The 24002-nt window shown below is 46.7% G+C and carries 17 protein-coding genes and 1 pseudogene; 3 read left to right on the forward strand and 15 right to left on the reverse strand.

Annotated elements, in window-relative coordinates; all coding sequences use genetic code 11:
- Nucleotides 1-569 precede the first annotated feature (569 nt).
- The 8 genes and pseudogenes from icmF to ERJ70_RS17425 all read right to left on the reverse strand — a co-directional run bounded on the left by icmF (nucleotide 570) and on the right by ERJ70_RS17425 (nucleotide 11588).
- Nucleotides 570-3812, reverse strand: coding sequence for a fused isobutyryl-CoA mutase/GTPase IcmF (gene icmF, locus ERJ70_RS17390; RefSeq protein WP_209366013.1), 3243 nt, complete (start codon nucleotides 3810-3812; stop codon nucleotides 570-572).
- A 38-nt stretch (nucleotides 3813-3850) separates the two neighbouring features.
- Nucleotides 3851-4489 carry a TetR/AcrR family transcriptional regulator gene (locus ERJ70_RS17395; protein WP_209366014.1) on the reverse strand — a complete coding sequence of 213 codons (639 nt, stop codon included), beginning with the start codon at nucleotides 4487-4489 and terminating at the stop codon, nucleotides 3851-3853.
- Between the two features lie 123 nt (nucleotides 4490-4612).
- Nucleotides 4613-4711 (reverse strand): annotated as a pseudogene (locus ERJ70_RS17400) (methylmalonyl Co-A mutase-associated GTPase MeaB); the annotation flags it as partial.
- 148 nt (nucleotides 4712-4859) lie between these two features.
- The gene (locus ERJ70_RS17405; RefSeq protein ID WP_209366015.1) at nucleotides 4860-6002 is read right to left on the reverse strand and encodes an acyl-CoA dehydrogenase; all 1143 of its coding nucleotides are present in this window, start codon (nucleotides 6000-6002) and stop codon (nucleotides 4860-4862) included.
- A gap of 23 nt (nucleotides 6003-6025) precedes the next feature.
- Nucleotides 6026-7168 (reverse strand): acyl-CoA dehydrogenase, encoded by a 1143-nt coding sequence (locus ERJ70_RS17410; RefSeq protein ID WP_209366016.1) that lies wholly within the window; start codon nucleotides 7166-7168, stop codon nucleotides 6026-6028.
- Between the two features lie 26 nt (nucleotides 7169-7194).
- Entirely contained in the window at nucleotides 7195-8049 is an 855-nt protein-coding gene (locus ERJ70_RS17415) for a 3-hydroxybutyryl-CoA dehydrogenase (protein ID WP_209366017.1), read from the reverse strand.
- 50 nt (nucleotides 8050-8099) lie between these two features.
- Nucleotides 8100-9281: an acetyl-CoA C-acetyltransferase gene (gene mmgA, locus ERJ70_RS17420; RefSeq protein ID WP_209366018.1), complete on the reverse strand. Its 1182-nt coding sequence runs from the start codon at nucleotides 9279-9281 to the stop codon at nucleotides 8100-8102.
- 168 nt (nucleotides 9282-9449) lie between these two features.
- Nucleotides 9450-11588, reverse strand: coding sequence for a (Fe-S)-binding protein (locus tag ERJ70_RS17425; protein WP_209366019.1), 2139 nt, complete (start codon nucleotides 11586-11588; stop codon nucleotides 9450-9452).
- 249 nt (nucleotides 11589-11837) lie between these two features.
- Between ERJ70_RS17425 and ERJ70_RS17430 the strand changes: the two genes are divergently transcribed.
- On the forward strand, nucleotides 11838-12017 hold the full coding sequence (locus ERJ70_RS17430; protein ID WP_209366020.1) for a XapX domain-containing protein: 180 nt from the start codon (nucleotides 11838-11840) through the stop codon (nucleotides 12015-12017).
- A 258-nt stretch (nucleotides 12018-12275) separates the two neighbouring features.
- On the opposite strand, the gene ERJ70_RS17435 is transcribed toward ERJ70_RS17430, so the two are convergent.
- Nucleotides 12276-12683 (reverse strand): KGG domain-containing protein, encoded by a 408-nt coding sequence (locus ERJ70_RS17435; RefSeq protein ID WP_209366021.1) that lies wholly within the window; start codon nucleotides 12681-12683, stop codon nucleotides 12276-12278.
- 187 nt (nucleotides 12684-12870) lie between these two features.
- On the opposite strand from ERJ70_RS17435, the gene ERJ70_RS17440 reads away from it, so the two are divergent.
- Complete coding sequence (locus ERJ70_RS17440) at nucleotides 12871-13152, forward strand: YrhK family protein (RefSeq protein ID WP_209366022.1); 282 nt, start codon at nucleotides 12871-12873, stop codon at nucleotides 13150-13152.
- A gap of 578 nt (nucleotides 13153-13730) precedes the next feature.
- Here the strand turns inward: ERJ70_RS17440 and ERJ70_RS17445 are convergent.
- The 6 genes from ERJ70_RS17445 to speE form a co-directional block, all read right to left on the reverse strand.
- Nucleotides 13731-14417, reverse strand: a complete 687-nt coding sequence (locus ERJ70_RS17445) for a DUF421 domain-containing protein (protein ID WP_209366023.1) — start codon at nucleotides 14415-14417, stop codon at nucleotides 13731-13733.
- A 1084-nt stretch (nucleotides 14418-15501) separates the two neighbouring features.
- Nucleotides 15502-17172 carry an arginine--tRNA ligase gene (argS, locus tag ERJ70_RS17450; protein WP_209366024.1) on the reverse strand — a complete coding sequence of 557 codons (1671 nt, stop codon included), beginning with the start codon at nucleotides 17170-17172 and terminating at the stop codon, nucleotides 15502-15504.
- Between the two features lie 184 nt (nucleotides 17173-17356).
- Nucleotides 17357-17791 carry a YwiB family protein gene (locus ERJ70_RS17455; protein ID WP_209366025.1) on the reverse strand — a complete coding sequence of 145 codons (435 nt, stop codon included), beginning with the start codon at nucleotides 17789-17791 and terminating at the stop codon, nucleotides 17357-17359.
- A gap of 270 nt (nucleotides 17792-18061) precedes the next feature.
- Nucleotides 18062-19132, reverse strand: coding sequence for an AimR family lysis-lysogeny pheromone receptor (locus ERJ70_RS17460; protein WP_209366026.1), 1071 nt, complete (start codon nucleotides 19130-19132; stop codon nucleotides 18062-18064).
- A 139-nt stretch (nucleotides 19133-19271) separates the two neighbouring features.
- Entirely contained in the window at nucleotides 19272-20147 is an 876-nt protein-coding gene (gene speB, locus ERJ70_RS17465) for an agmatinase (RefSeq protein ID WP_209366027.1), read from the reverse strand.
- Nucleotides 20148-20160: 13 nt separating this feature from the next.
- Entirely contained in the window at nucleotides 20161-20988 is an 828-nt protein-coding gene (speE, locus tag ERJ70_RS17470) for a polyamine aminopropyltransferase (protein ID WP_209366028.1), read from the reverse strand.
- Nucleotides 20989-21429: 441 nt separating this feature from the next.
- On the opposite strand from speE, the gene ERJ70_RS17475 reads away from it, so the two are divergent.
- A complete protein-coding gene (locus tag ERJ70_RS17475; RefSeq protein WP_209366029.1) occupies nucleotides 21430-23514 on the forward strand; it encodes a transglycosylase domain-containing protein in 2085 nt (694 codons plus the stop codon).
- The last annotated feature ends 488 nt before the right edge of the window (nucleotides 23515-24002 follow it).

A 24002-nucleotide genomic window follows, 5' to 3' on the forward strand; every position in this document is an offset into this window, starting at 1 on the left:
TATAAAAATCAAATTGCAATAATAGCCTATATTTCCAAAGGCAGCGTTCCAAGCGTTTTCCGGATCAAGAGGTTTTGCAGAGGCTTTGTAAAGAGATTAGAACGTAACTCGTGCTATCTTGTCTAATTCCATTGCCTGCCGGCCCGCCAATCGGCGCTTTTCTTATCACCTTTCATATCCAATTACTTTTCACATTTTTAGCAGGAAATAAACCTGATAAGATAAAAAAATCCATTTGCCTCTCTATTATCATCCAAAGTTAGTTCATCGAAAGGATGCACGTTAAACGGAACGGCATCCTTTCCATTATCATTGCATATTTTTCCCAGGCTTTCAGATTGGGTGCTTAAACAAGCTTTGGCAATTCCTTTCACTTTTTTTAGCCAAGCCGCTTCCGTACCAGTAAGCCAGCCTTTCACGAAGGAGATCGTCTCAAGGAAGCTCCATGACACAGTCCACATCTTGTATCTATATTGGAAATAAAAAGAGTCAGTAAACCCAGAGCAAGGAACCTCTTATTCGAGCATGCTAACATCAGCCTGTTCGTAAACGATATATTCGTACAACCCCTACATATTGCGTCGATATTGGCCGCCAACTTGATAGAGGGCACTCGTGATTTGCCCCAAGCTTGCCACTTTGACCGTTTCCATCAGTTCAGCAAAAATGTTCCCTCCTGAAGCAGCTGTCTGCTTCAAGCGATCAAGGGCCGCTTGCACTTCCTGTTCATGCTCCTTATGGAACCTCTCCAATTCTTTGATTTGGTGCTGTTTTTCCTCTTCGGAGGCACGGGCAAGCTCCATGCTGTCCATATAATCTTCGGCAGGCGGATTCGGGTTTAAATATGTGTTGACGCCGATTAGCGGCAGCTCTCCGGAATGCTTTTTGGCTTCATAGTAAAGAGATTCCTCCTGAATTTTGCCGCGCTGATACTGCCTTTCCATCGCACCAAGGACACCGCCGCGGTCGTTGATTCGTTCAAATTCCTGTAAAACCGCTTCTTCCACCATATCGGTAAGCTGATCAATAATAAAGGAGCCTTGCAACGAATTCTCGTTTTTGGTCAAGCCGAACTCTTTGTTGATAATCATTTGGATTGCCATCGCCCGGCGGACAGACCCTTCAGTCGGCGTCGTAATCGCTTCGTCATAAGAATTAGTATGAAGGGAATTGCAGTTATCCTGAATGGCAATCAACGCCTGTAAAGTCGTACGGATATCGTTAAAGTCGATTTCCTGGGCGTGCAGGGAACGACCAGACGTTTGAATGTGATACTTCAGTTTTTGGCTGCGTTCCCCCGCACCATATTTATCCCTCATCACGATAGCCCAAATTCTCCTGGCGACACGGCCGATCACAGTGTATTCCGGGTCGAGTCCGTTGGAGAAAAAGAAGGATAGGTTCGGCGCAAATTTATCGATATCCATCCCCCTGCTCAAGTAATATTCGACATAGGTAAACCCGTTCGCGAGAGTGAACGCCAATTGCGTAATCGGATTGGCTCCAGCTTCGGCGATATGGTAGCCGGAAATCGAAACAGAATAGTAGTTGCGCACCTGATGATCGATGAAATATTGCTGAATGTCGCCCATCATCCGCAAGGCGAATTCAGTTGAAAAAATACAGGTGTTCTGACCTTGATCCTCCTTGAGAATATCTGCCTGGACCGTGCCCCGGACAGTGGCAAGCGTGCTGGCCTTGATATCTGCCGCTTCCTCGCTTGTCGGTTCCCGGCAGTTCTCACTAGCGAATTTGGCGAGCTGCTGATCAATGGCTGTATTAAAATACATGGCCAGGATAATCGGAGCCGGTCCGTTGATGGTCATGGACACCGACGTTTTCGGATCGATCAAGTCAAATCCGTCATACAGTTTTTTCATATCATCCAACGTACACACACTGACGCCGCTTTCGCCGACCTTGCCATAAATATCGGGGCGCGGGTCCGGGTTTTCCCCGTACAGGGTTACGGAGTCAAACGCCGTGCTGAGACGTTTGGCCTCATCATCCTTCGATAAGTAATGAAACCTGCGGTTGGTTCGCTCTGGTGTGCCTTCTCCGGCAAATTGACGCTTCGGGTCCTCTCCTTTTCGTTTGAAAGGGAAAACACCGGCGGTAAATGGAAAAGCACCCGGAACATTTTCCTTCAACAGCCAAATCAGACGGTCGCCCCAATCGGTAAAGCTCGGAAACGCTACTTTGGGGATTCGCAGCCCGGACAGGCTCTCGGTACTGATTTCCATGGTCACATCTTTATCTCTGACACGGAAGGTCATGTCGTCCCCCTGATAACGCTCCCTTGTCTCATCCCAACTTTCCAGCAACTGTTTGCTGCTACCATCAAGCAACGCTTGCTGTTTCTCGAGCTGCTCCTTTAGCTGTTTCTCCACTTCCTCATTTTTTTCGACAAGCTCCACCGTCGCCTGCAAATGCTCGATTTTTCTGGCGACAGAGGCTTGATCCTCTGCCTTTTTATGATAATTTTTGACGATAGAGGCGATATCCCGCAAATAATGGCGGCGATCGTTCGAAATGATCACATTTTGTTTTTCGACGTTTTTCGCTTTTGCGAAGGATGTCGTATTTTCCCAGTCAAAATCCTCATTCAATTTTTCGACAATCGCGGCAAACAATGTATTTGTTCCGGCATCATTAAATTGACTGGCAATGGTTCCGAACACCGGGAATGTCTGCTTATCCTGATGGAACAGCATGCGGCTCCGCTCATACTGCTTACGGACCTGGTTGAGTGCGTCTTCCGACCCCTTTTGCTCAAACTTATTGATGACGAGAAAATCTGCATAATCGATCATATCGATTTTTTCCAGCTGGGATGGTGCGCCGAATTCAGCGGTCATTACATACATGGATAAATCACAGACATCCGTTATCGCAGCGTTCCCTTGGCCGATGCCGCTCGTTTCCACAATGATCAGGTCCATTCCGGCTCCCTTGGCAATTTCAATGACGTCATTGATTGATCTGGATAACTCGCTGCTGGAGTTGCGGGTTGCCAAAGACCGCATGAACACCCGATCCGAAAAAATGGCATTCATGCGAATACGATCGCCCAGAAGTGCCCCGCCTGTTTTCTTTTTGGTAGGGTCGATAGATAAAACAGCCAGCTTTTTATCCGGAATTTCGTTGAGGAATCGCCTGATCAGTTCATCTGTCAAGGAGCTTTTTCCGGCGCCGCCTGTACCCGTAATCCCCAGTACCGGAATCTTTTGGGTTAGCCGGTTGTCGCGCACTGCTTCTATTGCTGCTGCCTGCTCGGAATTAGCATTGTTTTCGACGACACTAATCAGCTTTGCCAATGCTTGATAATCCCCTGTTGACAGTCTTTCGACCTCATCCGCCAAATCGACCGGTGGCACAAAGTCACATTCCTCCAACATTTGATTGATCATTCCCTGCAAGCCGTAAGAACGGCCGTCTTCCGGAGAAAAGATTCGTGCCACCCCATAGTCGTGCAGCTCCTTTATTTCCCGTGGAATGATGACACCTCCGCCGCCTCCGTAAACCCGGATATGGCCAGCGCCCTTTTCTTTTAATAAATCCACCATATACTTGAAGTATTCGACGTGTCCGCCTTGATAGGAGGAAATCGCTATCCCCTGTACATCCTCCTGGATGGCGGCATTGACGATTTCTTCTACGGATCGGTTATGCCCGAGATGGATTACCTCCGCCCCACTTGCCTGCAAAATCCTGCGCATAATATTGATCGACGCATCATGTCCGTCAAACAAGCTTGAAGATGTCACAAATCTGACCGGGTGAACCGGTTGATAAATCTCCACCTTTTCCATCTAAAATCCTCCCCTTCCTAATCACTAAAATGAACCTGTCAACAGCCTGTTGCAGGCAAGCCATCACCAAGACCAATTCCTGCCAACAAAAAAGCGACTTGTCGTTCTGTATACGAAGCGATCGTAAACTCTTTCTGCAGCATCCATCGGCGGAAGCCCCACATTTGCCCCTGGATGAAAATGTTGTTGGCAATCAATGAAATATCTCTTTGGTTAAGCCGGTGCGGGACACTATCCTGCAACAGCTGCTCCAGCATGGCGACCATGGCTTTTTCTTTTTGCATTACATATTCCTGCGCTTCCTTTGAAAGCGATTTCATTTCCTGGTACATGATGACCACCTCATCCTGCATCTCATCCATCAGCAAATAATAAGCACGGACTGCCTGCACCAAATGATCCAAACTGGCGCTTTCCTTCAAAAAGGCAGCTTCCATACGCGCTTTCACCTTTTCGTAAATCGAGTCGCAAACCAAAAACAGTACGTCTTCTTTGGTTCGAATATATTCGTAAAGCGTGCCGATACTGAACCCCGAAGCTTTAGCAATTTCCCTGGTTGTGGACCGATGGAATCCCTTTTCTTTAAACAAACTGACCGCGCCCTTGATCATTTGATTACGTCTCCGCTCGATTAGTTGCTCATCTTTTATCGTTGAAGTGACTTTGCTTCCGTTCATTCTCCATCACCTCCTGCTTCCATTTTTTGTACCAGACCAACGCCAATCGCATACGAATCTGCATCCGGTTGATCGGCCAACTCCAAAAATGCTGTGGAGTCTGTCAAATCCCGTAATATGGTTTTTCAGCTTCTCCTTCCCTGGTAAATCGGCTTTATTGATCACGAATAAATCAGCAATGTCCATGATCCCGGCTTTGAACATTTGCAATACATCTCCGCTAACCAATATCCTGTTTGGCAATGTTCTCCGCCAGTTCATGCATGACATCGATCCCTTTCCGCGGTTCTTTGTTTAGGCAGGAACCCCCACCACCACCAAGGTGTATGCCTTTACTCGATGAATATGCCCCCAAGATAATGTAGAGTGTCTATTCCTTTGTCAGCATCCGGCCGATTACAAGACGCTGAATTTCATTGGTTCCTTCATAGATTTGCGTAATTTTGGCGTCCCGCATGTACCGTTCTACCGGATAGTCCTTCGTGTAACCGTAACCTCCATAGACCTGGACTGCTTCGGTCGTAATCCGCATCGCCGCATCGCCGGCAAACAATTTCGACATAGCCGATGCTTTGCCGTATGGCTGTCCGTTCGACTCCAGCCAGGCAGCCTGGTAAGTTAGTAAGCGGGCAGCTTCTATATCGGTCGCCATATCTGCGAGTTTAAAAGATATCCCCTGATTTTGGGCGATCGGTTTCCCGAACTGCTCCCGCTCTTTCGCATAACTGACGGAGGCATCCAGTGCTCCTTGCGCAATTCCAAGTGCTTGTGCCGCGATTCCGTTGCGACCGCCGTCCAGTGTCGTCATGGCTATCTTAAACCCTTGCCCTTCTGCCCCGAGTAGGTTTTCTTTGGGAACCCGGCAGTTTTCGAAAATCAACTCGGTGGTCGGCGAAGAGCGAATCCCCAGCTTCTTTTCTTTTTTCCCATACGTAAAACCAGGGGTGCCTTTTTCGACAATAAAGGCACTGATGCCGCGGTGCTTGGCATTCTGATCGGTTTTGGCAAAAACGATATACGTATCGGCGACGCCTCCATTGGTGATCCAGACCTTGCTGCCGTTCAACACATAGCTGTCACCGTCCAGGCGAGCGGTCGTCTTCATCGAGGCCACATCACTGCCGGCTCCGGGTTCGGACAATGCGTACGCGCCAAGTTTCTCTCCTCTCGCCAGTTCCGCCAGATAGGTCTGCTTCTGGTTTTCCGAGCCGTATTTGTATAACGGCCAGCTTGCCAAAGAGATATGGGCCGACAGCGTCACGCCGGTCGACGCACAGACACGGGACAGTTCCTCCACCGCAATGACATAGCTGACAAAATCAGAGCCGATTCCGCCGTATTTTTCCGGCCAGGGAATCCCCGTCAGACCTAGTTCAGCCATTTTATCAAATATCTTCCGGTCAAACCTTTCTTCTTCGTCCCGTTCAGCTGCAGACGGTTCCACCTCGTTTTTGGCGAAATCCCGCACCATCTTTCTTAACATTTCCTGTTCATCGGTTAATTGAAAATCCATTGCTTCTCCCCCTTTTAGACTGGTCAATCTTGCAGCAGGTGCTTGCTGATCACCATATGTTGAATTTCGCTGGTACCTTCGTAAATTTCGCAAATTTTGGCGTCACGGAAAAGTCTCTCGGCTGGATAGTCTTTCGTGTAACCATAACCGCCGAATATTTGCACCGTCTCGATTGCTGCCTGAACCGCGGCTTTAGATGCAAACAGTTTTGCCATGGAAGCCTCCTTGCCGCACGGTTTGTCTTTGGAACGCAGGAAAGCGGCCTGATAGGTCAACAATTTCGCCGCTTCCACTTTTGTCGCCATATCTGCCAGCTTAAAGGAAACTCCTTGCTGGTCGGCAATCGGTCTGCCAAATTGTTCACGCTGTTTCGCATAAGCGACCGAATGGGTTAACGCAGCCTCGGCGATGCCGAGCGATTGAGCAGCGATTCCTATCCGTCCCGCATTTAAATTGGCCATGGCGATTTTAAACCCATCACCTTCGTTTCCCAGCAGCTGTTCTTTCGTTAGATAGCAATCCTCAAAGTTAAGCTGCACCGTGCTGGAACCGTGCAGGCCCATCTTTTTTTCCGTTTTTCCAATGTGAAGGCCGGGAGTGTCTTTTTCCACGATAAAGGCACTTACCCCTTTATATCCCCCTTCCTGACTGGTCCTGCCAAAAACGATAAATGTATCGGCATATCCCCCGTTGGTGATGAACATTTTTGTCCCTTGCAGCAGGTAGCCATCTCCCGTCGGCTTGGCTGTCATTTTTAAATTAGAAGCATCCGAGCCTGCGCTCGGCTCCGTCAGCGCAAATGCTCCCAAATACTGGCCGCTTGCCAGTTTGGGCAGATATTTTTGCTTCTGTGCTTCGCTGCCGAAGGATAAAATCGGATTGGTTCCGACCGACGTATGGACCGATAGAATGACCCCCACTGTCGCACTGACCTTGGATAGCTCGTGAAGGGCAATAATGTAGGAGGTGTAATCCATCGCACTGCCTCCATATTCTTCCGGAATGGGAATGCCCATAAGTCCGAGCTCTCCCAACCGTCGTACGATTTCAACCGGAAATCGATCCTCCGTTTCCATTCGCTGAATTTCCGGAGCGACTTCCTTTTCGGCAAAGTCCCGAACCATTTTGCGCATCATTCGTTGTTCGTCGGAAAACGTAAATTCCATTCAGCCCGCCTCCTTCCTCTTTTTGCTTATTCTTGATAGCTGTAAAAACCGCGACCGGATTTCTTTCCGAGCCACCCGGCTTTTACATATTTGCGCAGCAACGGACAGGGACGGTACTTGCTGTCACCTAATCCTTCGTGCAGCACTTCCATGATATAGAGGCATGTATCCAGACCGATGAAATCAGCCAGCTGAAGCGGTCCCATTGGATGATTCATCCCCAATTTCATCACAGTATCGATATCTTCCGGAGAGGAAACCCCTTCGTATACTGCATATACTGCTTCATTGATCATCGGCATCAATATACGGTTGGCGGCGAAGCCGGGATAGTCGTTAACTTCCACTGGTGTCTTTTCCAACTGAACTGCCAGCTGTTTGACTGCTTGGTATGTTTCCTCGCTTGTCTGCAAGCCGCGGATTACTTCGACCAGTTTCATTACTGGTACCGGGTTCATGAAATGCATGCCGATCACCTTTTCCGGCCGGCTTGTAGCAGCAGCGATTTCCGTTATCGGCAATGATGATGTATTGGTTGCCAACAGGGCATGTTCTGGTGCCTGTTCATCCAAATCGCGGAAGATTTTCGTTTTGATTTCCATGTTTTCCACGGCTGCTTCAATCACCAAATCACACGTTTTGACATCTTTTAACGTGGAACTTGGGGTCAGCCGGTTGATCGCCGCCTGTCTTGCTTCCCCGGTCAGTTTGCCTTTTTCCATTGCCCGCTGAAGCCGCTTTTCGATTCCTGTGATTCCTTTTTGCAAGGACGCTTCTGAAACGTCATGGAGGAGCACTTCCAGACCAGCTGTCGCACAAACCTGAGCAATTCCGGCCCCCATCTGGCCTGCGCCTACCACCATTATTTTGTTTATTTGCATGGCTATTTCTCCCCTCGCTTGTAGTATCGTCGTCTATGGAAATGCCGAATTCAACGCACTTCCAGCAAAATCGCATCTCCCTGTCCGCCGCCGCTGCAAATGGCGGCAATCCCGAGACCGCCTCCTTGTCTTTTTAATGCATGGATAAGCGTCAGAATAATACGCGCACCACTGGCCCCGATCGGATGACCTAATGCAACCGCGCCGCCGTTAATGTTCACCTTTTCCAAGTCCAGATCGGCAATGGCACTGCTGGCCAGCGATACGGCGGCAAATGCCTCATTCACTTCGAACAAATCGATATCTTCCAAGGACTTTCCTGTTTTCTGCAGTAAGGCATTTATCACCAGGCCGGGGGTCTGTGGGAAGTTTTCCGCCTCGACTGCTATTTCCTCGTGGGCAAGCACATAAGCCATCGGTTCCTGCCCCTCCGCATTAGCCCTTTCTTCCGACATCATCAGCATGGCACAGGCCCCATCATTGACTCCGGGCGCATTTCCCGCTGTGATGGTTCCATCCTTATCAAAGGCTGGACGCAAGGAAGCAAGTGCTTCCAATGTTGTCTCTTTTCTCGGTGCTTCATCGCGATTTACCACAAGCGGTTCTCCCTTCCGGCGCGGTACCTCGACCGGTTCGATTTCATCTGTAAAAATCCCTTCATCGATTGCTTTGACTGCCCGCTGCTGGCTGCGCAGCGCCCATTCATCTTGTTCCTTCCTGGTGATGCCGAGCTCCGCTGCCGTCTTGTTGCCGTAACTACCCATATGGACTCCGGCAAATGAACAGGTCAATCCGTCGTGAATCATCATATCCTTCACTTGTTGATCACCCATGCGGTAACCGTTTCTGGCATTTGGCAGGAAATATGGGGCATTGCTCATGCTCTCCATCCCGCCAGCGATGATAATTTCTTCCTCGCCAAGCCGGATCAATTGATCAGCTAGCGTCACACTACGCATACCCGAGGCACATACCTTATTGATGGTTTCTGTCTTTACTTCCCAGGGAATGCCTGCCTCCCTGGCAGCCTGCCGGGACGGGAGCTGTCCCTGTCCTCCCTGCAAGACCGTGCCCATGATCACCTCATCCACCTTTTTAGGCTCAAGGTTGCTTTGTTGAAGCGCCGCCGCAATCGCTCTGCCTCCTAATTGCGCTGCAGTCAGCGTACTGAGCGCTCCTCCCAGTTTGCCAAAAGGCGTTCTTGATCCTGCCACAATCACCGATTTTGTCATGTTTTATTCCTCCCTTGTTTTTGTTAACGCTTACATTTGTCCCGATTGAACGTTCGCTCAATATAGTGGCAAAAGGCAAGGAACTGTTCATCAGAGCAGTTCCTTCTCCTATTCGCTCTTACCTTCACTTTTTCATACACATTTATATCTAGTAAAGCACTTCGCTGTTTATGCCGTTTTTTCCTCTTTTTTTTCAAAAACCGACAATGCCAAGATTTCCGCTACATCCATCGTGCTGATATCTTCATCCACTTCTTTGGCTTTCGTACCGTCGCTCAACATGGTTAAACAAAACGGACATGCACTCGAAATCATCGTCGGATTAACCTTCAGTGCCTGTTCTGTCCGGGTCACGTTTATCCGGTTTCCTGTTTTATCTTCGGTCCACATCAGCCCGCCTCCGGCTCCACAGCACATTCCATTCTCCCTGTTCCTATCCATTTCCACCAGACTTATGCCGGGAATCCTTTTCAGTATTTCCCTCGGAGGATCATAAACGCCATTGTATCTGCCTAAATAACAGGAATCATGGTAGGTCAGCGTTTCATTGATTTCCCTGCTCGGTTTCAAACGTCCTTCGGTGACAAGGTCATATAGCAACTGGGTATGGTGGTACACTTCGGCTTCAAACCCAAAGTCAGGATATTCATTCTTAAAGATGTTATAGGCGTGTGGATCGATGGTGACGATCTTTTGTACGTTGTGCTTTTGAAATTCTTTAATGTTTTTCTCAGCAAGCTCCTGGAAAAGAAATTCGTTTCCGATCCGGCGGGCTGTATCGCCGGAGTTGGCTTCTTTGTTCCCCAGGATGGCGAATTTCACGCCGGCTTCATTCATCAGTTTGGCGAAGGCCATGGCAATTTTTTGACTGCGGTTGTCATAAGAGCCCATCGAACTGACCCAGAATAGATACTCAAATTCCTCACCGGCTTTTTTCAATTCTTTCACTGTCGGAATTGAAACATCCTGATCAAGATCGCGCCAATTCTCCCGTTCTTTTTTCGATAATCCCCACGGGTTTCCCTGTCGTTCGATATTCATCATCGCCCGCTGGGCATCCTGGTCCATCCTTCCTTCCGTTAACACAAGGTAACGGCGCAAATCGATGATTTTATCAACGTGTTCATTCATGACCGGACACTGGTCCTCACAATTCCTGCATGTGGTACATGCCCAAAGTTCTTCTTCCGTTATCACATCACCAATTAAGCTGGTATTGTTCACAGACTCCAATCCTGCGGCAACTTCGTCCTTTGCAGCCCCTGCATTTCTGGCCATTTGGGCCAGCTGGTTTCCTTCCGTATTGGCAAAAGCATAACTAGGAACCCATGGCGATTGGCCGGTGACAGCAGCACCTTTTTCGGTCAGATGATCGCGAAGTTTGACAATCAAGTCCATCGGCGACAGCATCTTCCCAGTCCCTGTTGCCGGACAAACATTGGTGCAGCGTCCGCATTCGACACATGCATATAGATCGATCAGCTGCAGCTGGTTAAAGTCTTCGATCTTACTGACTCCGAAGGAAACCTCTTCTTCGTCGACCTCATCATCCACTTCAAAGTCCAATTTTTTCAGTTTACCTGGGGGTGTCTGCCTGCTTAAAAAAACATTGGCAGGAGCCGCCAGGAGATGAGCGTGTTTCGATTGTGGCACATAGACGAGAAAGCTGAGCAGTGCCAACAGATGAACCCACCAGGCAACAAAAAACACGGCAGCCGCAGCAGTAGGAGAAAGCCAAGAGAAAGCGTTTGCAATTAAGGACGCAACAGGCTCTGTCCAAGCGGTTTCATGCCCGTGCCAGACCATTCCCATGCCATTTCCGATCAAGACAGACAGCATTAGCGTACCGATAAACAGCAGCACCAGACCTGCTTTAAATCCCCGCTTCAACCGGACGAGTTTTTCAATATACCGTCTGTAAAATGCCCAAACCACCGCGACGAGGATCATCAAGGTGACCAGCTCTTGAAAAAAAGTAAATCCTGGGTAAAGCGGTCCTAAAGGCAAGTGTGCGCCTGGAACCAAACCTTTGACAATGAAATCGATCGCCCCGAATTGAACCAGAAGGAAGCCATAAAACATCATCACATGGATGGCGCCCGACTTTTTATCCTTCAACAGTTTTTTCTGACCAAAGACGTTGATCCAGACACGGTTCAACCGCTGTTTGATTTCCCCGTCGAATTCAAATTTTTTCCCCATTTTGATATAAGCAATCCTCGTCCTGACTACCCGAACGAATAAGTATATACCATAACCAGTAACAGCTAAAAATAAAATCCAATTAAGCAACAGTAGTCCGTCCATTATCCATCCCCCCACCTTGTCGTAATGATCTGTTGATGTGACAGTTGTTACGGATCAATCCGATTCGTTTTCCAGAATCGTTTCCTCCTCTGCACAAAATGCTTATATATCTACTTTATATTATGAATGAACATTCAGTCAATATGAATATGCGAATTTTTCCACATTTTAAGATCGTTTTAAGGCGAAAATGCATACTTTGGTAAACTCGTTAAAAACTAGTGGGAAATAGAAGAAGGGAGAACTACTATGAAGGAAGTTATTCTATCCCTGTTAACCGGCTTGGTCGTCGGTTTTATTTTTGCTTGGGGAAAGCTGCCCATACCCGCTCCGCCGGCTCTTGCGGGTGTAATAGGAATCATCGGCATCTATTTGGGTTTTAAATTATTTCACTATGCCGAGCCGTTGATCCAAAGGCTGTTTTCATAGCATATAATGGATACCATGGTGCTGCTCCCTTTTATCACCGAAAATGGGGATGCCTCAACCTTGAACCGCCTTTTGCTTCACTCCCGAAATAATTGGCAGGATTCCTTTGTTCCAGTGGAGGTACTAGAATGGGATGAACGTCTTTTTTTATCTGATTCTCGTTCCTTTCCTCCTTCATGGATTTGTGTACATAAAAAAGAGAGGAAGAAACGTATTTCTTCCTCTCCTTTACGCGAAAACCAAATCCTTAACCGCCTATTAAGAATTGTTGTTATTGTTTTTTCGCTGTTGGCCACGGCGTTCGCCGCCTTTTTGACCAATTTCTTCATAAAATTCTTCGTCATGGTTTCTGGAAGTAGCGTTACCGCCTTTTTGGCCAATTTCTTCATAGAATTCTTCGTCGTGATTTTGTGAAGTAGTTTCGCCGCCTTTTTGGCCTATTTCTTCATAGAATTCACGATCATGTGTCTTGGAAGTGGTTTCGCCACCTTTTTGACCGATCTCTTCATAGAATTCTTGGTCATGATTTTGCGAAGTAGTTTCGCCGCCTTTTTGACCAATCTCTTCATAGAATTCGCGGTCATGGTTTTTGGAAGTAGTTTGTCCGCCTTTTTGACCTGCTTCCTCTACTGACATCTTTCTATTGTTGTTATCATTCTTAGCCATGCTGTAAAACTCCTTTCCTTAAAGTTAATGATTATCTCTTACATTACTACTAGTTCCACTATCCACCCATTGGTTAAACCTTTCAAACAAATTTTTTTTGGAATGGGGAGCAGGAAATTCCTGCTATTTTTAATCAAGGCTTTTAGAGGGTAAAGATAAATAATCGAATAAAGAGAGGTGAAGCAGTATGCCGAAGATAAAGGATGAAAAGGACTATGTCGATATTCAGATGGGCAGGTTCCAACTGTTCTTTAACAAAAAGTATCGTTTGATATCTTTAACGAATGATATTGCCCTCGGTCTCTGGTTTTTTATCGGCAGTATCTTCTTTCTCTGGAAACAGACGCAGACAATCGGGACGGTATTGTTCATTCTGGGAAGTGCCCAGCTGTTAATCCGTCCATTATTGAAGATCATCCACGCCTTTTACTTAAAACGAACACCTCCCCATCATCAGGATGAACCGTAAAAAAGACTGGCCGCAAAAAATTACCGGCCAGTCTTTTTACCGTCATGCAATGTCGGAATCGATAGAAACTGCGCATTAATGAAGATTCTCTTTTTATAAGGCTCTCACTCGGTCTAATGAAGTGGCGTGTATATCCAGCGCGGCTGAAAACACTCCCTTTCCGGGGGCAGCACCTCAGCCTCCTCGTGAGAAAAGTGCACTCCCTGCGGGGTCTTCGGAAGCTGCTCTTCCCCCAGGAGTGTCGCATTTTCCGCCGCTTAAGGTGGATTTCTGATTAAGGGTGAAGAAGTACTAAAACTTGTCTAACGTGTGGTATTCCTAATCCAAATTCAGAACCCCCCCTACCAGCGGAGGAAATACCTGCAGACTCCAGCGGGAGCAAAGGCCTCGGTGAGATCCCGCAGAGCGTTAGCTCGAGGAAGCTCACCAGCCGCCCGCGGAAAGCGAAAGGTATTTCCGCAGCGCTGGACTACATCCCTTCTATGTAAGGTGACAAGTATTTCACTAAAAGGTATTGAGTAGTTTATATGAACAGCGTCAAGCAACAGCAACAAATTATTCAGAATGAGTCCATTTATTTATTCATCATAGCTTTGAATGACGAATCCGTCTGTTCTGCTCCATTCTCCATAATATACTTGTTCCAATTCGTATCCTTCTTTACGGAGCTGCTGTCGCAGCCACTCTTCACTTTTGCCGATGTCATTCAGCGTACTATCATTGATATCCCCTTCTTCAACCAGGAGGAAGGTTATATCACTCTTCTGGAAATCCTGCAGATAATCTTGTTTCGCGAGCGGTTTTTCGCCTGCTTTTTGCAATACACTTACTGTCCCACTGTTTTCCAATACGGCATACGCAACTTCTTTCAATGAAAAAATCCCCTCCATCCGGAGCAAAGTGCGCAATTGTTCAATTTCCAGTTTGGCTTTTTTGAGTTGTTTAATGTTGATTTTTCCTTTTTCGATTAAAATGGTAGGTTTGCCCTTGATGACATTGCGCCAGTTATCAAACTTTTGAGTACTGCTCTCGATAAGATAAACTATTGCTCCCCAAATAAATAAGGCGAACATCATCTGTCCTAACGAAGTTTGCTGTTCATATAAGCCATCCTCGATAATTCCACCGAGAATCAAAGCATAGACAAAATCGAGTGGAGTAACCTGGGACATCTCCTTTTTCCCAAGAAAGCGGGTGACAATCACGATTCCTATAAGCCCAACTACCAACTTAACAGCAATGGATAGATAAATAATTTTCTCCACTCCTTCTATTTTCTTCTTGCTTATCACTTCCCTAAGCTTTTTCTTAAAAAACTCTTCAAGTAAAAAGAGACTGGTACAAAAGCATCGTGACCAAAATGAAAACCGAACGATCCACCATTCTTTCGGTTTTTTGATGAGCAAAAAGCAAATCGTTTTACCCTATAAAAAGTGCAACTTTCCACTCCGGCAAGGTACTTCGCTTTCCGCGGGCACGGCTTCAGCTAACTTGGCAAAGCATACTGCTTTGCCAAGTGGATCTTCAGCTCGCGCTCATCCCGCTGGAGTCTGCGTACCTTGCCTCCGTTGAAGGAGATACTTCCTCTTCTGGTGTATTTTTCGTTTTGCTTATTGCCGTTACGGTAGAAAGCGAAAACGCATGGAAACCAGGAGTACTTCTTTATCATTAATATGCTATAAAGAAAAAAGGAACCCCCAAGACTTTCGTCCTCTTCCCTGTTTAGATACCTATCAACCAATAGAAGAGAACGATCCATCTTGTCTTGATCATATGGAAATCAGACCACGTAAACATAGCGAAGGCAATATACGGAGACTCCTACGAGAACAGCTCGAGCTGAAAATCCCGCAAGAAAGCGGTTGGTGCTTTCGGAGGAAGTTGAAGCCGTGCCCGTTGAACGCGTAGTATCTTGCCGTAGCGATTCGAAGCACGCAACAAACAACAGGATAAAACGAGAATATACAAATACAAACCGAACGAATTTGATTGGCAGTTAGAATTCGTTCGGTTTGTACTTTAGTGGCCATGATTTTGTCCCGGCCTCTTTCGTTCCGTTCTAGCCCTGCAAATTAAGTGGCTAGCGTGGCGGCTATCTGCTTTTCTTGTTGTATAGGAAATGATAAATTTAACTGTCTGTGGATAACTATTGGCTGAAACAGCCACGTCCAGCTCCAGCGCCTACCCCCTCGAGGTCTTAAGCCCACCCTCTGTGTGGCAACAAGCGCCACGCCGAGGCTGTTCTTAAGCTTGTCAGAGGCCCAAACAATGTGGGTTCATGCAGGTGTTGCCACAGGACGTGGCGGCTCTAGCCTGTACTCCTTTAAACTGGCGCTTGCGCTTTTGTCCTTACATCCGTTCAGGAGCTCTTACTCCGATCAAGGCAAGACCGTTGGCGATGGTGACGCGGACCGCTTCCATCAACGCCAGTCGGGCCTTGGTCCGTTCTGGCTGATCCGTGTCCAATACCTTCTCCGCATTGTAGAAGCTGTGCAACGTAGAAGCCAAATCGAAAATATACTGCGTCACGCGGTGCGGCGTGCGTTTCACTGCGGCTTCTTCGATAGCAGAAGTGAATTCGCCCAGCCGCTTCAGCAGTTCTTCTTCTTTTTCGGTCGCGAGCAAGGTTCCATCGATATCTTTGCTGACTGTAAAGCCCTTTTCTTCTGCCTGCTTGAGCATCGTGCAAATCCTTGCATGGGCGTACTGCACGTAGAATACCGGGTTTTCATTGGATTGCGAGCGAGCCAAATCCATGTCAAAGTCCAAGTGCGAATCACTTGAGCGCATCACGAAGAAATACCGCATCGCATCAATGCCGACTTCTTCCATTAATTCTCTTAATGTAACGGCTTTTCCCGTACGTTTACTCATCTTGACCCGCTCCCCGTTTTGGAACAGGTTGACCATCTGGATAATTTCCACTTCCAGTTTATCCTTTTCATAGCCAAGCGCCTGGATTGCCGCTCTCATCCGAGGAATGTAGCCGTGATGATCGGCACCCCAGATGTTGATCAATGTATCGAATCCGCGGTCCAATTTATTTTTATGGTAAGCGATATCCGGAGTTAAATACGTATAGCTGCCATCCTGTTTGATCAGGACGCGATCCTTGTCATCTCCGAAATCAGTCGTCCGGAACCAAGTCGCTCCATCCTGCTCGTATATATGACCTTTATCCTTCAACGTTTCCAACGCTTGATCGATTTGTTCATCCTGATAGAGAGACGTTTCCGAAAACCAATTATCAAATGGAACACGGAATTGAGACAAGTCACCTTCCAACTTTTTCAACTCATATTGAAGACCGTATTCCCGGAAATAGTGGAGACGCTCCTCTGCTGGTGAATGACTCCATTTGTCGCCATGTTCCTCTGCGAGCTGTTTGCCCAGTTCGATGATATCTTTGCCGTGATAGCCATCCTCCGGCATCTCCCACTCTTTACCAAGCGCCTGCATGTAACGCGCTTCAACGGAGACCGCCAAATTATTGATTTGGTTTCCGGCATCGTTGATATAATATTCTCGTGCTACTTGATAACCGGCCTTTTCCAGGACATTGGCCAGTGAATCACCAACCGCAGCACCACGAGCATGCCCTAAATGAAGATCCCCTGTCGGGTTGGCCGAAACAAACTCAATCTGGACTTTCTGACCTTTGCCTATCTGTGAACTCCCATACGCTTCTCCCGCCTTCAAAATTGAAGGGACTAATTCTGTTAAGTATTGGTTGTCCATAAAGAAGTTGATGAACCCCGGACCGGCTATGTCCATTTGTTTGATGGAAGCTTTCGTGCGATCGAACTGTTCCACAATTTTCTCGGCAATCTGTCGCGGCGGCATTTTGGCAATTTTAGCCAGCTGCATGGCAATATTGGTAGCATAGTCGCCATGGTTTTTGTCCTTCGGCTGCTCCAGTACTACGACCGGCAGTTCATCCTGCTTAGCCAGACCTGCATCTACCACAGTGCGGCCGATTTCTTCTTTTAGTTTTTCTTCTGTTTGCTGCATGATATTCATCGAGACGCCTCCTCCTAGTTGGATTAAGACAGGCAGTCCGCTCTCGAAGCAGCCAAGCCTGTATCTATCCTTCGCAATATATATGTTTCCAAAGATTCCGGTCCATTGGACAGTTCCTGGATGTTTAACTGTTACGATTCCTCATTTACGGTATTTCTTCCATAACAACGACATTCACAATGGTTCAACGCGCCTGGTGAAAGCCCAAGGTCAAACGGTGCCTTCGCTTCCCTTCCCCATTCATCTTGGTTGTATAACTGATAAACAATTCACCATGCTTTTCCTCTTGCAGCGCTTTAAAAATTATTTGGTCTGTGTGTGTTTCCATGTGCATCGTACCAAATTCATGCCGATAAACATTTTCGGTCTTTTGTTTTTTTCGGAAAACTTGGTGCATATGCACAGCGCCTGTCCGTTTCACACTGACCTTTTCCGGCTGTATGGTAATCAAGGCTTGGATATCCTCCCCCTGCTCTTGGTGCTCGGTAAAGGTCAGGACAGCGGTATCCCCTTTTCGTATATAACTGCCCGTTTCTTCCACAACGGTGACATCTTTTTGACCTAAGTCAAAAATTTCGGTCGTTAACTTTATGTCTACGGCTGTTTTGTCTGCTGTCAACTTTCCACACCCCTTCAAGCGGGTTTTTCGATAGACATTCCTAAATAACTAATTATAAGAATGAATGTGAAAAAACTCAAGTCCCATTGTATGTCAATTGTTAAGCAATCCCAAATCAACCAGTCCATCCGCAATGTAAAGGGAAGACGATCGCTTACATAGATAAAGAAAGTCAGCCGACTGGCGTGTTTAAAAAAATGGGCGAAAATTCAAGCAAGGACATAGTATCAAGCCAGGATAACGCAGAAAAAAACGCTGCTCAAGGCAGCGTCAATGTACAGCGTTCAATTTATTCATTTCCAATAACGGCAGCCTGGCAAAGAAGTGATCACTCCGCTCGCTTATAAAGCGGCGGTAAGAAATTTCCAACATTTCAACATCACGGGTAGCTTTTCCTAAGTAGTATTGCTGAAAAGGGGTCAAACTATCGAAGCTGTTCAAGATGCTGATACAAGTCGGGATGTCTCCGCGAGCCAGAGCGAGATGAGCCGCTTCAGACTCAATCGGCGTCGAAATGCCCGCTGTTCTGCCATGAAAGGCTGCAATAAAAGGAATGGTATAATTGTTGATCCCCTGTATAGCGGTTAAGTCTTCGGTCATATTGGCCAGTCGCTTAGCTTCGAGGGCGTGTTCCATTGCCTGGTGATAGCTGTCGAACAAATAGCCCAGCGCCATCGTGTTGTGGATATCAATTTTTTTGCGCGGACAGTGGGTATTCTGCAAAATTCGAAAACCGTGTTTTCTGGCAATAATCATTTCATTGCGTTTCCAATGGAAAGTCAGCAGCATTTCATCCATCCTCACCGAAAACAATTCGCGAAGCATCGGATCCCCGATTTTGTGGATGTTTTCCAGCAACCCGTCCAAATAGCCACTCAGTCTTCCAAATTCTTTCCGTTCGAAATGGGCATATACCCGCAAAAACATATGAAGGGATTCCATTTCGACACTGTCAGCTTCAAGCTTGTTCAACAAGCTCAGATATTCATCCGTTTTTAGCTTTCTTTTTCTGCGAAGATGGATAATCTTGTACAACTGTCCCCATTGACGATTCACTGGATTCCCGGATTCCAGATTTTTTTCGATGAGCTGCTCGAGATCATCCAAAAAACCATAAGCGTAAAGGAATTCCATGCCAACTCGCTGATTGGTATCTGCCTTTGCCTTCAGGCAATAGCTGCGGGTTACGTCGATCGCTGTGTTTACATTCTCAGAAGCAGAAAATGATTGAAAAACATGAAAAAGGGGAAGCTCCCCTTCCTGTAAAAAAAACTGATTCCTTGTCAAGCTTTCGGTCTCACTGTCAACAGGCTTCATCTTTTTTTCTTCAATGTTTTTCATGGCTACCCCTTTCCATCCCTTATTCTACAAATAGCGACAATTTATTTTCTATTATACCATATTTTCAAACTATTTTGTCATATTTATCCTCTAATTTCCAAAAATTGCAGAACACTGTCGAAAAACAGCCCAACAGAGATTACTTTTGTACCCATCCAAGCAATATTTCCCTTACAAACTTACTGGCAGCAATCACCGTCTGTTCGGTCGGATCATATACCGGAGCAACTTCCACCAGGTCCGCACCTATCACTTCGAGGTCCGCATCGGCGATCAATTGAATGGCCTCCAGCAATTCCTTGGAGGAAATTCCGCCGGCTTCAGCAGTCCCGGTCCCAGGTGCATACGCCGGATCGAGCACGTCGATGTCTATCGTTACATAGACCTTTCTTCCGACAAGCTCAGGCAATACCCGTTTCAACGGCTCCACGACCGAAAACTTCGCCATATGCATCCCGCTTGTTTCTGCATATTGGAACTCTTCACGCATGCCGGAGCGAATACCAAAGGAGTAAACATTTTCCGGTCCGATCAATTCACACGTCTTTCTGATCGGTGTCGAATGGGACAGCGACTCTCCTTCGTACTCCTCGCGTAAATCGGCATGGGCGTCGATGTGAAGTACCGCTATGTCGGGATGCTTTTCATAGACGGCCTGAATAATCGGCCAAGAGACCAGGTGCTCTCCACCCAGTCCTAATGGGAATTTCTGTTTTTCCAACAGCTTTTTGGCATAGTCATAGATCATGTCAAGGCTGCGTTGAGGATTTCCGAATGGCAGCGGAATATCTCCAGCATCAAAAAAATTCACTTCTTCCAGGTGCTTGTCCATATATGGACTATATTCTTCCAGACCAAGCGATGCTTCTCTTATACGGTTAGGTCCAAACCGTGAACCCGGACGGAAGCTGACCGTCCAATCCATCGGCATCCCATAAATGATTGCCTCTGCTTCTTCCGCATCCTGCCGTGACATAATAAAAACCTTTCCTGAATATGCTTCATCAAATCGCATCCTATCTCCCCCTTTATTCCGTCAAATCCTTCACAAACTTCGGCAATGCAAACGATGCATAATGAAGTTCCTTGGTATAGTATTTCGTCTCGATTTCCTTAAAGCGCTCTTCTTTTACTTTTAACGGATCATGGATTTTACTGCCGATCATGAATGTCCACAAACCGCTCGGATACGTCGGGATGTTTGCTGTATAAAGACGAGTGACAGGAAAGATCTCTTGTACATCGCGATATACCTGTTTGATCAAATCTGCTTTGAACCACGGGTTGTCCGTCTGGGCGACAAAAATGCCGTCGTCCTTCAGCGCTTTGGCGATTCCATCATAAAAGCCTCTCGTAAATAAGTTAACTGCCGGTCCTACCGGTTCTGTAGAATCGACCATAATCACATCGTATGCCCGCTCACTTTCGGCTATATGCATAAAACCATCCGCAACCTTGACTTCCACTCGCAGATCTTCTAAATCCCCGGCAATTTCAGGTAAATACTGTTTGGAGTATTCAATCACTTTTCCATCTATCTCCACAAGTGTCGCAGATTCTACCTGTTCATGCTTCAGTACTTCACGGATCACTCCGCCATCTCCTCCTCCGACGACCAAAACATGCTTTGGATTCGGATGAGTGAATAATGGGACGTGAGCAACCATTTCATGATAGACAAACTCATCTTTTTGCGTGGTCATCACCATGCCGTCCAGCACTAGCATATTTCCCCATTCTTCCGTTTCCAATATATCAAGCTTTTGAAAATCCGTTTGTTCAGAATGGAGGGTGCGCTTGATTTTTGCTGTAATCCCAAAATCTTTAGTTTGTTTTTCTGTGTACCATAATTCCATGCTCATTCTCCTTTTCTTCTTGAAAAAATCTTAAGTCCGCACTTTCCCACTTTGCCAAGGGCTCATGAGTCTTCTTGGACTTCTTTGCCCATCTGCCCTGTTTTTCGTTTCGTTGGCAAACTTGGAAGAAGGACAAGCTGCCTTATCCTCCTAATTCTTTTATCATTCACCGACACTACTAGTGTTATTTACCTGATCGGTCTGCTTGAAACGCAAGATCATCTTTCACGTTGCGACATATCGCGTGTAACATTTTATGTAAATCCGGTTCCTCTTGAAATCAAAACAAAAGGCAACAATATTAAAAATCTTATACTTAAGCATAAATAAAAATCAACTGTTATGCCACGTTTATTTTTCCGCTTTCCTACCTATACTGATAAAGTTAACGCTTTACATCTATTTACCTTCTCCTATATTCATGAAAATCAGGTGGACGCCATGATTTCTTTTATAAAAAAACAACTTAAAAAAATTGAAAACAAATCGCTGCGCCGGGTGATCCTTTCGGTTCTGCTGGCAGGATCGGCCGTTGTACTGGCTGTTGTGGCCATTTATTCCACGGCGCTGGTGCTCGGCCCGCCTCCTCTGAGCAAGGGAGGGAATACCATCTATTACAGTGATGAGGAAAAAGTCATCGGTGAAGAACATGGTCCGGAGAGCAGGTATTGGGTCAGTCTGGATGAAATGTCCCCCATGCTGATAAAAGCTGCATTAACTACAGAAGATAAACGGTTTTACTCCCACCACGGTCTGGATGTAAAACGCATCCTTTCAGCAGCCTGGAATGATTTACAGGCATTATCCAAGGTACAGGGAGCAAGCACCATTACACAGCAGTTGGCAAGAAATTTGTACTTATCCCATGAAAAAACCTGGGCTCGAAAGCTGAAGGAAGCCTTTTATGCGATTCGTCTGGAAATGTTCTATGATAAAAAAGAAATCCTCGAAGGCTACCTCAATACGATTTATTACGGCCATGGCGCATATGGTGTAGAAGCAGCCAGCAGGTATTTCTTTGACAAATCCGCCAAGCAGCTTGATTTAGCCGAAGCAGCATTGCTGACAGGAATCCCGAAAGGACCTTCCTATTACTCGCCATATCGACACTTGGACAATGCGAAGAATCGGCAGGAGCAAATCTTGGGTTCATTGGAACAGTCCGGTCTTATATCGGAGGACGAGCAGTACCTTGCAGCCAGGCAAACAATCCAATTGACTGAACACGCTGACGAAGCAGAGAACAAAACGGCACCTTATTTCCTCGATACAGTACTGGCGGAACTGCAGGACATACTGGACATGGACGCAGAGGCCATCCGTTCCGGCGGATACCAAGTATATACCACGCTCAACCTTGAACAACAGCAGCAAATGGAGGAAGCCGTCAACAAGTCAATCAGCGATTCCTCTGAGCTTCAGGTCGGGGCTGTAGCCCAGAACCCGAAAAACGGTGCTGTCAAGGCAATGGTGGGAGGCAGGAACTATGCCGACAGCCAGTACAATCGTGTCACCCAGGCTAAGCGAATGCCAGGTTCCTCTTTTAAACCGTTTTTGTATTATGCAGCCTTGGAAAATGGTTATACTCCCGTAACCTCCCTGCTCAGTAAACCGACTAGTTTTGAACTGGAAGACGGAACGGTCTACCAGCCAAGTAATTACAACGGTTACTATGCCAATGAACCGATTACGTTGGCTCAGGCGTTAGCGTTATCGGATAACGTTTATGCAGTAAAAACGAACCTTTTCTTGGGCCCGAAGGAACTAGTAGAAACAGCCAAAAAATTCGGGATTGAAGAGGATTTTGAGGCAGTACCATCATTAGCGCTGGGAACAGGAGCGGTCACCGTCAATGAAATGGCTGCCGCATACGGCATGCTTGCCAATGGAGGCAAGTCAGTAGAACCTTTCACTATCAAAAAAGTGACCGATTCACACGGCAAAGTCCTATATGCACGGGAAAAACAGGATTCCTCTCCTGTATTGGATCCGGTAAGCACGTTTATCCTGACCGATTTGATGACCGGCATGTTCGATGAATCGCTTAACGGATATATGCGGGTAACCGGTGCATCGATTGCCGACGGATTAACCCGCTCCTATTCCGGCAAGTCAGGGACAACCAAGACAGATAACTGGATGGTGGGATTTAGCCCCGACCTTGTTACAAGTGTATGGACTGGCTTCGATGAAAACAAACCAGTGGAAAATACCAATGATTTGCAAGCAGCTAAATCCATCTGGGCGGGATTCATGGAAAAGGCCCATGCCGACCTGCCGTTTCATGCTTTCCCGGTACCGGACGGGGTGGTTGGGGCTTATGTTGATCCTGTTTCTGGCGAATTGGCCACTCCTTATTGTGACCAACACCGGTTAATGTATTTTGCCAAAGGGACAGAGCCGACCAGTTACTGTTCGCTTCATCATGATGAAACAAATGAGAATCAGGAGCAATTGCCGGAAGAAGAGGACGGGGAACAGGACAGCGGCTGGAAGCGTTGGTTTAAATGGCTGTCCAGAAGCTAAACTACGCTCTTCCGGGCCTTAACAAGATTGGGTAATTTAACGAGACCCTTCGCTTTCCGTGTACCCATTCTCAGTCTCTTCAGTAGTAAAGGCATTTCTCCTATAATTTCGAACCATACTGGGGTTCTTTGTATATTTACTAACTCTCTATCGTTTCAGACAAAACAAAAGGTTATGACACTTTACTTTGAAATGGATAGCAGTTATCAGCGAAAGAAATACACGGAGACTCCAGCGGGAGGAAAGGGATCCAGAGCGGAGCTCGAGGAGGCTCACCAGCCGCCCGCGGAAAGCGTAGTGTATTCCCGTAGCGAGAACCACTCATTTCTTCATCACGAAGGAAAATACTTTACTTGGTGTAGAGTGAGGGTTTTAATTAGCATAAGAAAAAGGCCGGAACGGATTCCGGCCTTTTTCTTTGTCCTAGTACACAGTTTTACCATGTGATACATATTTTACAAACTTATTCGCAAAACCTCAAGATATTC

Source organism: Sediminibacillus dalangtanensis (genome assembly GCF_017792025.1).
Classification (GTDB): domain Bacteria; phylum Bacillota; class Bacilli; order Bacillales; family Amphibacillaceae; genus Sediminibacillus; species Sediminibacillus dalangtanensis.